Origin of the sequence: Pseudomonas sp. WS 5051, assembly GCF_012985715.1 — a bacterium.
Classification (GTDB): Bacteria; Pseudomonadota; Gammaproteobacteria; order Pseudomonadales; family Pseudomonadaceae; genus Aquipseudomonas; species Aquipseudomonas bubulae.
Map to the genome: position 1 here is coordinate 88,859 of NZ_JAAQWV010000005.1, position 14,891 is coordinate 103,749.

Annotated in this window: 13 protein-coding genes; all 13 read right to left on the reverse strand. The window is 50.9% G+C overall.

Annotation, left to right across the window (positions count from 1 at the left end; translation table 11 throughout):
• Nucleotides 1-68: 68 nt before the first annotated feature.
• The 13 genes from HBN79_RS09820 to HBN79_RS09880 all read right to left on the reverse strand — a co-directional run bounded on the left by HBN79_RS09820 (nt 69) and on the right by HBN79_RS09880 (nt 14,887).
• Nucleotides 69-1,154, reverse strand: a complete 1,086-nt coding sequence (locus HBN79_RS09820) for a glycosyltransferase (protein ID WP_095025921.1) — start codon at nt 1,152-1,154, stop codon at nt 69-71.
• A gap of 1 nt (nt 1,155) precedes the next feature.
• The gene (locus HBN79_RS09825; RefSeq protein WP_169916664.1) at nt 1,156-1,950 is read right to left on the reverse strand and encodes a glycosyltransferase family 2 protein; all 795 of its coding nucleotides are present in this window, start codon (nt 1,948-1,950) and stop codon (nt 1,156-1,158) included.
• A gap of 12 nt (nt 1,951-1,962) precedes the next feature.
• On the reverse strand, nt 1,963-3,180 hold the full coding sequence (locus tag HBN79_RS09830; protein WP_169916665.1) for an oligosaccharide flippase family protein: 1,218 nt from the start codon (nt 3,178-3,180) through the stop codon (nt 1,963-1,965).
• A gap of 13 nt (nt 3,181-3,193) precedes the next feature.
• Entirely contained in the window at nt 3,194-4,426 is a 1,233-nt protein-coding gene (locus HBN79_RS09835; RefSeq protein ID WP_138738852.1) for a hypothetical protein, read from the reverse strand.
• A 125-nt stretch (nt 4,427-4,551) separates the two neighbouring features.
• Nucleotides 4,552-5,100, reverse strand: a complete 549-nt coding sequence (gene rfbC / locus HBN79_RS09840; protein WP_169916666.1) for a dTDP-4-dehydrorhamnose 3,5-epimerase — start codon at nt 5,098-5,100, stop codon at nt 4,552-4,554.
• Nucleotides 5,097-5,990 carry a glucose-1-phosphate thymidylyltransferase RfbA gene (gene rfbA / locus HBN79_RS09845; RefSeq protein WP_095019024.1) on the reverse strand — a complete coding sequence of 298 codons (894 nt, stop codon included), beginning with the start codon at nt 5,988-5,990 and terminating at the stop codon, nt 5,097-5,099. The genes rfbC and rfbA overlap by 4 nt, the downstream gene beginning before the upstream one ends.
• 165 nt (nt 5,991-6,155) lie before the next feature.
• The gene (rfaH, locus tag HBN79_RS09850; protein ID WP_169916667.1) at nt 6,156-6,683 is read right to left on the reverse strand and encodes a transcription/translation regulatory transformer protein RfaH; all 528 of its coding nucleotides are present in this window, start codon (nt 6,681-6,683) and stop codon (nt 6,156-6,158) included.
• 874 nt (nt 6,684-7,557) lie between these two features.
• Complete coding sequence (locus tag HBN79_RS09855; protein ID WP_178084398.1) at nt 7,558-8,919, reverse strand: Wzz/FepE/Etk N-terminal domain-containing protein; 1,362 nt, start codon at nt 8,917-8,919, stop codon at nt 7,558-7,560.
• A 319-nt stretch (nt 8,920-9,238) separates the two neighbouring features.
• Nucleotides 9,239-9,502 (reverse strand): lipopolysaccharide assembly protein LapA domain-containing protein, encoded by a 264-nt coding sequence (locus HBN79_RS09860; protein WP_095019026.1) that lies wholly within the window; start codon nt 9,500-9,502, stop codon nt 9,239-9,241.
• Nucleotides 9,503-9,525: 23 nt separating this feature from the next.
• Nucleotides 9,526-9,822: an integration host factor subunit beta gene (gene ihfB, locus HBN79_RS09865; RefSeq protein ID WP_003447108.1), complete on the reverse strand. Its 297-nt coding sequence runs from the start codon at nt 9,820-9,822 to the stop codon at nt 9,526-9,528.
• Between the two features lie 329 nt (nt 9,823-10,151).
• Nucleotides 10,152-11,846 carry a 30S ribosomal protein S1 gene (gene rpsA / locus HBN79_RS09870; protein WP_016780248.1) on the reverse strand — a complete coding sequence of 565 codons (1,695 nt, stop codon included), beginning with the start codon at nt 11,844-11,846 and terminating at the stop codon, nt 10,152-10,154.
• A 123-nt stretch (nt 11,847-11,969) separates the two neighbouring features.
• The gene (gene cmk, locus HBN79_RS09875) at nt 11,970-12,659 is read right to left on the reverse strand and encodes a (d)CMP kinase (protein ID WP_162939268.1); all 690 of its coding nucleotides are present in this window, start codon (nt 12,657-12,659) and stop codon (nt 11,970-11,972) included.
• Entirely contained in the window at nt 12,656-14,887 is a 2,232-nt protein-coding gene (locus HBN79_RS09880; RefSeq protein WP_095038554.1) for a bifunctional prephenate dehydrogenase/3-phosphoshikimate 1-carboxyvinyltransferase, read from the reverse strand. The genes cmk and HBN79_RS09880 overlap by 4 nt, the downstream gene beginning before the upstream one ends.
• Nucleotides 14,888-14,891: the final 4 nt, after the last annotated feature.

Here is a 14,891-nt window from a genome sequence, read left to right on the forward strand (position 1 = left end):
CACTCTTCAACGCTGCGATCTTTATGTTTGAACCTGACGAATATCGCACTCAATGAACACCCTTTTTATTACGTGTATACACCCGCCCAGATTTCTACAATCTTATGAATCGAGTAATGATCAATAATTCTTGATCTTGCCGAACTTGTCATTCGGTTTTTCTCACTCGGAGCTAAATCCAAAGCAGCACACATGGATTGCGCCAGACGCTGTGAGTCTTTTGCAGGCACAAGGAAACCCAATCCACCCACCACCTCTTTGACCCCCCCGCAATCGGTAGCGACAACAAGTTTCTCCGTGGCCATGGACTCAGCAACCACCAAGCCAAATCCTTCCCATGCGGAGGAAAGCACATAGAGGTCTGCAGCGTTATAAATTTTATCGACGTCAGATCTAACGCCTAAAAACTTGACAGCATGATCCAGTCCCAAAGAGCCGGAAAGATCCGCCAAGAACTGGTTTTGCGGGCCATCCCCTACAATCCACAACTTTGCTTTTGGGCGACTTTCAGAAAGAATGCTAAAGGCATGCAACAGGTTTTGATAGTCTTTGGCTTCAACTAACCGACCTACTGCAAGAATCAGCTCGTCCTGCTCGTCAAGACCTTCGGAACTTCTCAGTGCTGCCCGTGCGACTGGATCGGGTTTAAAACGCTCGGTATCAACCCCATTGGGTATCGCTAACATCTCGCCTACTGGGCACGCTTTTTTTTGCTCGAATACCCTCACCGCTTCGTGTGTGACATTTGTTGTCACATCAGCCAATGAATGTGTTAGCCGGTAAGCCAGCATTTTTACTTTGCCACCTTCATTCGTACTGTGTGCGGTATTGACAAGTTTTTTTATTGAGCAGAAAGGCCGAATAATCCGTGAGACCAAGTTAGCATGCACCATATTGGCGTGCACCACATCAGGAGCAAAATCTTTGATTAACCCTCTTAGCTTAAATAGGCCGCCGATGACTCCAGAAATACTTTTTTCAAAATCCAAGGCAATAAGTTCAATGTCACTGCTCTGGGGGCGCAATAAAGCCGAGCCGGTGAGATAGCAAATCTTCACTTCATGGCCCTGCCGATGAAATCGTTCAGCCAGATCAAGAACCTGTCGTTCTGCCCCACCAACTCCCAGCCCAGTGATGATATATAAAATTTTCATGTCACATTACACGCCTGTTTTTGAAGTTAAACAGAACACATTGTACATAGCGGATCGTACACTTCAATTTCCTGACCAGGTTGGTTTCACGACCTATTTGCTCTTTGTAGAAAGACCCAAAGCCCTTTGGGTTTCGCTGCAGGTTTCGATAAAAATTGGCCGAGTAGCCATCTGCCAAATATTCACACAGATAGATGAATTTATGATGAAAATACAGAATCTTTCCATCGTCAGAAATTCTGTTCCAGATCAACAGTTCAGGCACGAACTTCTCACCTTCAAACCTCGGGAATGGATGTTTGAGCAAGACGCTTCTCTTGAACACATAAGCCAAGTCGCCACCGTATAAGGGGCCAGCCACGACAGGTAGCATGATTGCAGAATCATCGGCAACGTCAGTAATGACATTACCAATCAAGCGCCCGTCAAGATCGGCTTTTCGGTAACAGTAACCCACGATATCCTGGGCACTATGGGCACTTAAGTCATTTAAAAAAACCTCGATCGCATCCGGTGAGAGGGCATCGTCACTGTCCACCAGCAATATCCAATCATGCCCTTCTGCCAATACTCCAGTATTGATAGCAATATGCTTTCCGGCATTTTCCTGCCGCAAGACCTTAATCGGGAAACTCGACTCTTTTTGAAAACCAGCTAACAAGTCAAGGGTGTTATCAGTGCTACCATCGTCAACAACCACCCACTCGAAAGACTCGTTGGTCTGCCGCGCTAGGCTTTCATACAACCGACTCAGGGTATAGGCACGGTTATAAGTTGCTGTCAGTACAGTAATCATAAAACCCGCCTTCTATTTTATTTTGAATGCCAGCACGATCAACGTGATTGAAAACAGAATCTCTGCCAGCACCAGACCATAAACTATACCTGCCAAATCATACTCATACGACAAGACCGCCGCTAAACACAAAGACAGCATCGAGAAAAGCATCAAGCACATGCTCAATACTTTATCTTTACCCAGGGGCATGAAGATGGTGAGACCAATAGACTGGTTCATCATACGAAACGGGATGATAAACACAAACACCTGCAGGATCGAGGCCGCCTCTTCGAAGCCAGGCCCGAGCATCAGATGGATTAAAAACTCACCCGCCCAGGCAATAATTGCCGCGCCTACGATCCCCGCTGCGAACAGAAAAGCGATAATCACACTCGACAGCTTCAAGTTTATTTCTGATGTCTGTAACAGCCGCCGACTCAAATAGGGGTACAAACCTATGAGGACCGGCCCCACCAATCCCACAGAGGCTTTTATTATTTTTTCGGCGGGAACGAATTTGGCCACGGATGCCTGGCCACACATAGCGCCTACCAAAGCCGGGCCAGCACTCAGCATGATGTTATTGGAACTTTTATATATAAATCCATGAAAACCTTTTTTAATTTGTTCCATGCCGGCCTTGAAGTCGATTGAAAAGGAACCGACCACCCTATGGGCCAGGTAAAGGCCAATGACTGTATTCAACAGTGCAAACGAGGACATAATCATAAGCGCAAAACCGGCTTTTGCAGATTGCGCCAACACCAGATACAGCACCCCCAAACCTATAAATCTGAGTACCAACTCGAATACCACTACAAAGGTGATTTTCTCCAATCCCTGGAACAACCAGATATTACTGAAGCTGAACGCGAGGAAATATAAATACCCCCACACAACTGCTTCAAAACCGATACTCAGATCCGCCAATGAAAGTACCAGTACTGACAAGCCAATCATCGAGCCTGACAACAGAACCTTGGCCGACGTCACGCCATTGTAAATCTTTGAAAGCTGCGATTTATTGTCAATGCCGCAAACGGCAACCTGCCTTGCGCCGCTAAGCGAGAACCCATACTCGACGATTAAAGAACATAACAATGCCGTTGTCTGAATGAGCAGGACCTGACCATATTGATCCACCCCAAGCGACTTCGCCAGAATAGGGATCTCCAGGATGGGTATTAAATAGCTGACCAATTGAGCTATAAACAGCAAACTCACATTTTTGAATTGCACTCTCATTGTAGACACCGAACTATGACTGTGGGCCCTGCTCGCCGACCAAAAACTGATGCGACAACACGGATAGCGCGGACGTCATGATCATCCAGATCCCCCACTCGGACAGTTCGGTACTGAAAGGATGCAGCATCAACAACAGCGCAAATCCCAAAGAACCGCCGAACGCAGCGACAGAGTAGATGAAGACCTGTTTTTCTTTGTACTGGTACTTCGCATAACGCCACAGCCTTGATATAAAGATCAATAACGGTGTAAACACAAGGATCAGCAAACCTATCAATCCCAATGCACCCATGTCTCCGCCAGACGTAAGAAATGCGTTATGTACAACCATCGGCTCGCCATCCACTTGCGTAGTCGTGGATCCGAAGCCACAGCCAAACGGCATGCAGGATTCAAATTGATTTAGGCCGTCTGCCAGCATTCTAGAACGAATAGGATCACCTGCGGCGAGTCTGTCCACCACCAAGGGACTGTCATTCATATTCATAAAATCATAGCCGCTGCTGTACAGTATCAACCCCGTTGTAACTGCTATCAAACCGAGAAAGCACAGTAGCAGAGTCACTTGTGGCCTAACGTGCACACTCAACAGGAATATCAAAATCAACTCGAACAGGAAAACTATGAAGCCTGTGCGACTGGAGTCCATCACCAGCACATACAGCGCCGCCATCAGGACCAGAAGGCTAACTACTTTATTTTTCGCATCGAACAGCATGCCAATGATCACGAACCCGGCAAAAAAAGCACAGGTTTTCCATAAAACCCCGGGGTATGCAAACTGACTGCCCTGCCTTCCATCACCCAGCTCAATATACAAGCCCACCAAAAAGTACTTAGCAAAGAAAAAACAGCAGAAACCTACGCAGATAGAGATCGCGCTGATCGAAAAGTAACTGCTTTGCTCAAGACGTTGTGAGTGTGTGTAAATGCATACAAACACTAGTCCGATGCACATCACCTTGAGGGCCTGATAGAAAGTCTGAACGTCGAGATTAACTAAGGCTGACAACCCAAAGGCGAAAAACAGCAACAAGAATCCGAGCATATAAATACCTAGCTCTCGAGACACCTTGAGGTTCAGCCTCTCCGGAGCAGCTAAAAACCCAACCAGCACAACAACACCCCAGAGCGCCCAATATCCTGTTGGCGATATTAGACTGCGCAAATCACCCAAGACGACCAACAGGCATGCACTCAGTATCACACCATAAGAAACTGCATTGCTTTTGACACTTTCCACTCACACCCACCTGCTCACTCGTGATTTAATAGTGTTTATCCTCCAAGTCACACAGTAAGCGATCCGCCATTTGCATTAACTTCTTGAAAACCTTATACCCTGCATACCAAAACCATCATCACTTTTTACGGCCGTAGCCCAGGGGCGTGCCGGTCTTTCTCATTAATTATATAATCCCTCACATCCGGCCACTCTATTGCAAGATCTTTATCACACCAGAGCACACTCCGTTCCGATGTCTGATCGTAAAAATTGGTGGTTTTATAGCTGAACTTTGTATGGTCTTCCAACGCAAGAAAGCCATGTGCAAAACCCGCAGGTATCCACAACATTTTTTTATTGTCCGCACTGAGTTCCAGTCCAAACCATTGACCAAAAGTCGGCGACTGCACACGAATGTCGACCGCCACATCAAAAACAGCACCCTGGGTTACGCAGACCAATTTCCCTTGTGCAAAAGGCTCGATTTGATAATGCAATCCACGTAGCACGCCCTTTCTGGAGCAAGACTGATTGTCTTGTACAAAGGGATCAGGAATCGGTAGCCCCAATTGCTGCAAGCCGTCTTCAAACTTGCGAGCATTGAAACTTTCCATGAACCAGCCGCGTTCATCTTCGTAAACGTCCGGCTCGATGATCACCACGCCAGGCAATGTTGATGGCATAAATTTCATGCACCGCTCCCCTCAGATAACAGCTTGCCCAGGTATTGTCCGTAACCGGTTTTTTTAAATCTTTCGGCCTGCTCAGCCAACACCTGAGAGGTTATCCAGCCATTGTTGAATGCAATTTCTTCCAGGCAAGCAACCTTCAATCCCTGGCGCTTCTCAATGGTATGGACAAAATGACTCGCCTCCAGCAGTGATTCATGGGTCCCAGTGTCAAGCCAGGCAAACCCGCGCCCCAATATTTCAACGCTCAGTTCTTTCTGTTCTAGATATGCCTGGTTGACATCGGTAATCTCAAGCTCGCCCCTTGCCGAAGGTTTGATCTTCTTCGCTATCTCAACAATCTGGTTGTCGTAGAAATACAGCCCGGTCACAGCATAGTTCGATTTGGGTTTAGGCGGTTTCTCCTCGATGCTAAGCGCCTGGCCAGAGCTGTCAAACTCCACGACGCCAAAACGCTCAGGGTCACTGACGTGATAACCAAAAACTGTAGCACCTACCGTCTTTGACATTGCTGAGCGCAAGTTGTCCGAGAAGTGCTGTCCATAGAAAATATTGTCACCCAGAATCAGGCAGACCGGATCTTGACCAATAAAGGCCTCACCAATAATAAAGGCTTGTGCCAGTCCGTCGGGACTAGGTTGTTCGGCATAACTGAGCTCAATACCATAATGACTGCCATTACCTAGCAATTTTTCAAAACTTGGCAGATCTTCCGGAGTAGAAATAATCAGAATTTCCTGTATCCCCGCCAGCATCAAAACAGACAGCGGGTAAAAGATCATCGGCTTGTCGTAGATCGGCAGCATCTGTTTAGAGACTCCCAGCGTGAGCGGATGCAGGCGCGTACCTGAGCCACCAGCAAGAATGATGCCTTTACGCTTGATCGAGATCATGTTTCAAGCACTTCCTTAATTATTCGAATGCACCACTCGCAGCGCTGGCCGGTGATGAGATAAATTTGAGTTTTAAAAAAGTACGCTACCGCCCCAGGATTCTTCGTCGATTTCCTGAGAACGGTTGTAAGACTATTGATAGCCCCGGCTTCAGTCTGCGTTTATTCAACGATTGGCGATACTCGCCAAAGGCAAGCTGATCTGTTGCTGACGATTCATCAAGTTAATAAGCAGGATGACCCGCTCTTCGCCGTCCATTGTCATGAAAATGGACTCAATACCTGCGAAACCTTGATCAAGGATGGTGACTTTATCGCCAGGGTTAAATTTGGCGATAATATGAGTACTCGCGCGACTCTGCAGCTGCATAATCAGCTCGTGATCGACTGCCAGCGGCCGACCACCAAAGGCCACCACGCGAGCTACGCCACGGGTGGAACGTAGAGGAGCCCAGTTGGCACCTTCAGGCATATGTATAAACAAGTAGCCAGGAAACAGCGATTCCTCAGCGTAGTGCATCTGGCCACGCAGGGTTCGCTCACGCCTGCATGTGGGCCGTGAACACCCATAACCCTGGCGTATAAGGTTTTCTTCTGCACGCTCGTCCTGTCTGGGCTTGCATTGCACCAGATACCACTCGCCGGTTGTGGCCACTGTCGATTCCTGAGCTGCTGCGGTGCTGATCATGGGCATGGATAATTCATTTAGTAAGTTCTTCCGTGTTTTACCATCGTACAGTGCATGTGCCAATAACAGGGTGGCCTTCAGCTCGCCGGGATGACTGCCTCAACGAATCTGTTTTGAGTTTGATACAGGTTTGACAATTTCACTGCCACCACCCGTTCCGCCACTATTTCGCCATACCCCAAGCATATATCTCGGCCCAATGCTTCATACCTGAAACAAAGCCGAGCAAACCATGCTGATCGGCATGGGAAAATTGCCACCCAAGGTGCTGATGCCTGCGCGAATGATACAGCGCTTGCCCTCCAATTCAACATAACCGCTTGGGTGGCCGTACTTTTGTATCTGGTCTGCGTCTGCAGAGTGTCATTCTTGACTTATGCAGAACCACTGATGAGCAGGCATCTCGGTCATGTGCTGCTTCAGCCGTCTCAGACAAGGATCAATGTGTGCCGACTCTCTGCTCAATTCCAGGCGCAATTAGCCTTAAAGCACCAACGCCAATAATTTCGGCGAGGGAGCATCACTGCACACAATCGGATCCTTGAGACCTGCCGCCAAAAAATTATGGAATGCATCCGACATGATCAGCTTGGACATGGGTAAGCATCAGCACTTTGATACCGGCAAGTACAAAGTTTTCGCGGATGCAATGCACCGATGACACCGCTGACAGTGCGCTCATTGCCCTGAAACAGACCGCCGTCGATTAACAGATTACTCAGGGTGCCCATCTGCAACTGATGGTGCGAACCCATGACGCCGTTGACGGCGCCATGTTGAAACATGAGCTGATAAGGTACAGGTTGCTCTCAGTACAGCTCCATGAAGAAGCAATTAATCCATCAACTAGTGGCTTGCAATGTGTCAGCCCAGCCCCCTATCAGCGCAGATCCTTTTGTAAAAGGTTACCAGCACCCGTCGTTTCAGTCGGATCTCTTCGGCTTTGCACCGAGAGAGGCTGGTGAAGCCCGTCACGACGCTGAGCTACAAAGTACTTGGCGATAACGATCAAGATGCCAAACAGAGCGCCCAGCACCAACCCCAACAAGGTAATCAAGGCTTTTTTTGGCTTGATTGGAGCCACGGGTTCCAGAGCCTTGCGGTCAATGGATACCAGCTTCAAATTAGTAAAATCGAGATTGCTAACCCCACCCAAACGGACAATTTCTGCACGCAGTGGCTCGACACCACTTAAAAAGAGGTCTTCATTTTGACGCAGCTTAAGAACTTCGACTTCACGGTTGCTTTGCAACAACAACAGTTCACGAGCGATCTGGGCGATACGGTTTTCGGTAAAATCGTCGTTACTACGATTCTTCAAAGCAGCACGCTCTGCCTCTAGCGCCTCTACACCAAGAAAGTACAAGGGGATCTGTTGATTGTTTATTTCGGTGCGCATAAGACTGGAATCAGCCGGTCGCGCAGAATCGCCCAAAGCGGAGGGGGTTGTAGGCTTTTGTATACCCAGCGCCTTGGCAATGCCAATGGCCTCACTCAACTGGGCCATACGATCCATGCGTCCAGTCTTGAGCTGTTGACGCAAAGCCTTGAGTTCGTCCTGCAATTGCGCGCGCTTGAGATTATCCGTCTCGAGCAAGGTAGCAATCCGCGCCTGCTTTTCGGTCTCATAGTTGGAGCGAGCAGCGTCGATCTTACCCTTGAGCTCGGTTAAACGATTATTGACGATAACCTTCAGATCGGCGGAAATTTGATCACGCTCAGCTGTAATGGCGTGATCCACAAATCCGTTAAGAATTTGCACACCGTCCACACCCTTGGGGTAGTTCAGCTCCAAGCCTATGGAAACATTAAGCGAATCAGCTTTTGTTGGATCAGGCAGAATCAGCTTAAGCGAGTCACGATTGAAATCTTCAAAACTCTGCTCCAAGGTCCGGCCCGGACGCTTGAATTGGCTGAACAGAGCCTGATTAGCTTTGAAAAAGCTCAGGCGCGTCTCATAGGACTCAAGTGATGAACCGACTTTTAACAAAGCTTCTTTAGGCGGCAAGGTGTAAACACCCGAACGATTGAGGGCATCCAGTTCGTTGATCGCGGCAGGCCGCAAGATGCTGCTCACCTGGTACTCAGGCGTCACGAAATAGGCATAACCCAATGCTGCAATGCCACAAAGCGCGCTCGTTGCAATGATGATGGATTTTTTGTTCCAGACCGCCTGAAATAAAGTGAACAGGTCCACTTCAAACGACGGATTTCCAGCGGGGATACGGGATTTGCTATTCACAACCGGGGCCTGCCTTCTAAAAGAAACTGCGGGCTCGTTATGCAGGAATTCTTACATACGCTTAACTGGCTTTTATTGTTTTAATCATCAGGCTTGAGCATCAATGCGCACCTGATAAAGCATAAAAATCACTGGCAATCGAGAGCAGCCCGCATTTTGCCAGCATTCCAGAACATTTCAATATAAGAGTGGCACAATGATGTTATTTCCGGCTCAACGGAATGTTTGAGGCTTAAACCATTCTTTAAATACCAACTATCCAAACATTCCTTTCCCTGCCTAATGCGCCATCCATGGTGCAAATGGGATCCAGACGCGCCTAAATTGCTGGCTTGGCTTGCACCATCAGCTCGAGCTTCAGCTTGCGGGCTTTGCGACTGTAGGCTAGCCAACCCAGAACAGGGCCGATAGCCATACCTAGCAGCAGTGCGCAGATGATCAACAACGACCCAGGTAATTCGGGTGTGCGCCAGCCCAAAAACACCAATGCTACAGGCTGTTGATTTTCCAGGATAAAAATAAGCACCCCAAAAATGACAATCAGCCCAAATACCACTGACGCAGCACGCTTAAAGGTACGCATCGGCAACTCCTGTTCCCTGAAGGTTAAATGTCGTCTTCCTCATCCTCGTTCACCCGGTCTCGCAGCTCTTTGCCCGGTTTGAAATGAGGCACAAATTTTCCATCCAGGCTGACCGACTGGCCTGTCTTGGGGTTGCGGCCTACACGAGGGGCGCGGTAATGCAGGGAGAAGCTGCCAAAACCACGGATTTCAATACGATCCCCGGTCGCGAGGCATTGAGACATTTGTTCAAGCATGGTCTTGATGGCCAACTCCACATCCTTGGATGAGAGTAGCCCTTGATGGGTGACAATTCGTTCGATCAACTCCGACTTCGTCATATTTTTCCCTTCTTTTTCAAGCAGCTAGATCAGCGCTCCCAAGGTTTTAGCATGATCGAATGAATTTGAACAGCCCAGGGATTGACTTATCTTTACAACCCGCATAAGCACTGTAAAAAATCGACTCCACCACCCACCATCATAGCCATCAGGCCCAAACAGCCCATGGTCGCTCACAGGCCGCACAGCGACAGCACTCACCCTGCCCCACAGCTAGCTCCCTGACGTGCAGCAAACCGACCTACAAAAGATCCTGCTAAGCACCATCACAAATCGCAGGCACAAAAAAGGGCGACCTAAGTCGCCCTTTTTCTATGGTCAATCAGAACTTAGTTCTGTTTTTCCATTTGTGCACGCAGCAGGTCGCCCAAAGTGGTCGGACCAGCAGCAATGTCAGAGGTAGCTGGCTTGTCGCGCAGGCTCTGGATTGCTTCTTTCTCTTCAGCATCATCTTTCGACTTGATGGAGAGTTGGATTACGCGGCTCTTGCGATCAACGCTGATGATCTTGGCTTCTACTTCTTCGCCTTCTTTCAGAACGTTGCGCGCGTCTTCAACGCGGTCACGGCTGATTTCGGAGGCTTTCAGAGTCGCTTCGATATCGTTGGCCAGAGTGATGATGGCGCCTTTAGCGTCAACTTCTTTCACGATGCCCTTAACGATTGCGCCTTTGTCGTTCTCTTGTACGTACTCGGAGAACGGATCGCTTTCCAGCTGCTTGATACCCAGGGAGATGCGCTCGCGCTCTGGATCAACAGACAGGATAACGGTGTCCAGCTCGTCGCCCTTCTTGAAACGACGTACGGCTTCTTCGCCAACTTCGTTCCAGGAGATGTCGGACAGGTGAACCAGGCCGTCGATGCCGCCGTCCAGACCAATGAAGATACCGAAATCGGTGATCGACTTGATGGTGCCGGAGATTTTATCGCCCTTGTTGAACTGGCCAGAGAAATCTTCCCATGGGTTAGATTTGCACTGCTTGATGCCCAGGGAGATACGACGACGCTCTTCGTCGATGTCCAGAACCATAACTTCCACTTCGTCGCCGACTTGTACGACTTTCGAAGGGTGGATGTTTTTGTTGGTCCAGTCCATTTCCGAAACGTGTACCAGACCTTCAACGCCTTCTTCCAGCTCTGCGAAGCAGCCGTAGTCAGTCAGGTTGGTTACACGAGCGGTAACGCGAGTGCTTTCTGGGTAACGGGCTTTGATAGCAACCCATGGATCTTCGCCCAGTTGCTTCAGGCCCAGGGAAACACGATTGCGTTCGCGATCATATTTCAGAACCTTGACATCGATCTCGTCGCCAACGTTGACGATTTCGGAAGGATGCTTGATACGCTTCCAAGCCATGTCAGTGATGTGCAGCAGGCCATCAACGCCACCCAGATCGACGAATGCGCCGTAATCGGTGAGGTTTTTGACGATACCTTTAACTTGCTGACCTTCTTGCAGCGATTCCAGCAGAGCTTCACGCTCGGCGGAGTTCTCTGCTTCCAGCACGCTGCGACGCGAAACAACTACGTTGTTGCGCTTCTGGTCCAGCTTGATGACCTTGAATTCCAGCTCTTTGCCTTCCAGGTGCGTAGTATCGCGCACTGGACGAACGTCAACCAGAGAACCTGGCAGGAACGCACGGATGCCGTTAACGTCGACAGTGAAGCCGCCTTTAACCTTACCGTTGATAACGCCCTTGACCACTTCTTCTGCTGCGAAGGCTGCTTCCAGAACGATCCAGCATTCAGCGCGCTTGGCTTTTTCACGGGACAGTTTGGTTTCGCCAAAGCCGTCTTCGACCGCGTCCAGCGCAACGTGAACTTCATCACCGATGTTGATGTTCAGTTCGCCAGCGTCGTTGTGGAACTGCTCCAGCGGGATGAGGCCTTCCGACTTCAAACCAGCGTGAACGGTTACCCAACCAGCTTGGTAATCGATATCAACGATGATAGCGGTGATGATCGAGCCAGCCTGAAGATTCAGGGTTTTTAGGCTTTCTTCAAAGAGTTCTGCAAAGCTTTCGCTCATTTTAATTCCTGTTGTTCAAGGGCGAAGGAATACGCCCATCAGCCACATTCCAGACAATGTGGGTTACGTTCATATAAAAGAAGGCATGCAGGACTATTTCTGGTCTCCTGCACGCTTTCTTGGTCATCCAGCGATATCGCGAAGTGCGATTTCGCTCATGATGCGTTCCAGCACCTGCTCGATGGACAACTCCGTGGAGTCCAGCTGTATGGCATCAGCCGCCGGCTTGAGCGGGGCTATTGCACGCTGCGTGTCACGCTCGTCGCGGGCACGAATCTCATCTAGCAGACCCGAGAGACTAACATCATCGCCCTTGGCCTTCAACTGCAAGTAACGGCGGCGGGCCCGTTCCTCAGCGCTAGCGGTCAGAAAAACCTTCAATGGCGCGTCAGGAAAGACCACGGTACCCATGTCCCGACCATCTGCAACCAGCCCCGGGAACTCAAGGAAAGCACGCTGACGCTGCAGCAACGCATCGCGAACAGCCGGCAAAGCCGCGACTTTCGAGGCTCCGGCCGCTACGGTCTCACTGCGGATGGCGTGAGTCACGTCATCACCTTCCAGAATGATCCGCGCCGGCTTACCGTCCGTCGCGCCGATGAACTGCACATCAAGATGCGCAGCCAGTTTTTCCAGCAACGCCTCGTTATCCAGGGCCACACCATGGTTACCTGCGGCAAACGCCAGCAGGCGGTACAGAGCACCGGAGTCGAGCAAATTCCACCCCAGGCGCTTGGCCAGGATGCCAGCAACCGTGCCTTTACCTGAACCGCTTGGGCCGTCGATGGTGATAACCGGTGCCGAAACCATCACGAGTTTGCCTCTTGAGCAACACGCATGCCCACTTGCTTGCACAGAGCAAGGAAGTTGGGGAAAGAAGTCGCCACGTTGGCGCAATCATGGATACGGATGGGTGCGGTTGCGCGCAACGAAGCCACACTGAAGGCCATTGCGATACGGTGATCGCCATGACCATGAACCTCACCACCGCCAATAGTGCCACCATCAATGATGATGCCATCCGGTGTCGGCTCGCACTTCACGCCCAGGGTCAGCAAGCCATCTGCCATTACCTGGATCCGGTCGGACTCCTTGACCCGCAGCTCTTCAGCACCCCGAAGGATCGTACGACCCTCAGCCACGGCCGCGGCCACAAAGAGTACCGGGAACTCGTCAATCGCCAGCGGCACCAGCTCTTCCGGAATCTCGATACCCTTGAGTTTAGCAGCCCGCACGCGCAGGTCCGCCACTGGCTCACCGCCCACTTCGCGTTGATTTTCCAGGGTGATATCCGCCCCCATCAGACGCAAGATGTCGATAACGCCGGTACGGGTCGGATTGATGCCCACATGCTCAAGCAGCAGATCCGAGCCTGCTGCGATCGAAGCGGCGACCAGGAAGAACGCCGACGAGGAAATATCCCCCGGCACTTCGATATGGGTCGCCGTCAGCTTGTGGCCCGACTCAACCGAAGCAGTAGGACCATTAACAGTTACCGGGTATCCGAAGCCTTGCAGCATGCGCTCGGTATGGTCACGAGTCGGTGCAGGCTCGGTTACCGAGGTCTTGCCTTCTGCATACAGGCCCGCCAGCAACAGGCAGGATTTAACCTGGGCACTGGCCATCGGCAAGGTGTAATCCATACCCTTGAGCGCATGACCACCACGAATGGTCATCGGCGGGCGACCTTCGGCAGCGGTCTCAATCACGGCACCCATTTCACGCAATGGATTGGCCACACGGTTCATCGGGCGCTTGGTCAGGGACGCATCGCCGGTCAGGGTGGTGTCGAAGCTCTGTGCTGCCAGCAGGCCGGACAACAGGCGCATCGAAGTACCCGAGTTGCCCAGGTAGATCGGGCCAGGTGGCGCTTTCAGACCGTGCAGGCCAACGCCATGAATGGTCACGCGACCATGATGCGGGCCCTCAATCACCACGCCCATGTCACGGAACGCCTGCAGCGTCGCCAGGGCATCTTCACCCTCAAGGAAACCTTCCACTTCGGTCGTACCTTCAGCCAGCGAGCCGAGCATGATCGAGCGGTGGGAAATGGATTTGTCGCCTGGTACGCGAATTCGGCCAGTTACTTGACCACCAGGATTTGCCAAAAAAATCAGATCGTTGGAATTCATAGCGTCCACATATGCCCGGCGGGCCAGGATTTTACTGAAATGCTCGCGGGCAACCCGGGCGCGAGTGAAAACGCCCAGCAATTGATGCCCATCCCCTGCATCGACCGCGTCGCGCAAAGCGTCGAGATCACTGCGAAATGTATCCAATGTGCGCAGCACTGCCTCGCGATTAGCGAGAAAAATGTCATGCCACATTACCGGGTCGCTGCCGGCGATTCTTGTGAAATCACGGAAGCCACCCGCTGCGTAACGGAAGATGTCCAGATTCTCGTTGCGCTTGGCAAGAGAGTCCACCAGCCCGAAAGCCAGCAAATGAGGTAAATGGCTGGTTGCAGCCAGTACCTCGTCATGTCGCTCGACCTGCATATGCTCGACGTCTGCCCCCAGGGCGCGCCACATCGCATCAACCAGAGCCAGCGCATCGGCATCGGTCTGAGCCACAGGCGTCAAAATCACCTTGTGCCTCTCAAACAGACTGGCATTCGAAGCTTCTACACCACTCTGTTCAGACCCGGCAATCGGATGGCCAGGTACAAAGCGCGCAGGCATGCCACCAAAGGCTTGTGCCGCTGCCCGCACAACATTGCCTTTGGCACTGCCCACATCGGTAAGCACCGCGTTACCCAGATCCATGCCCGCCAGAAGGCCGAGCATTTTTTCCATGGCCAGAATCGGCACGGCCAACTGAATCACATCTGCGCCCACGCAAGCAGCGGCCAGATTTGCTTCACAGCGATCGACCACTCCCAGCTCAACGGCCAGAACACAGGATTCGGGATCGAGATCAACACCGACCACTTCGTCGCACAGACCGCTCTCACGCATGCCCTTGGCGAAAGACCCGCCAATCAGACCCAACCCGACAACGACCAGCCGCCCTATTACAGGCCTTACAGATTGCACAGACATTACA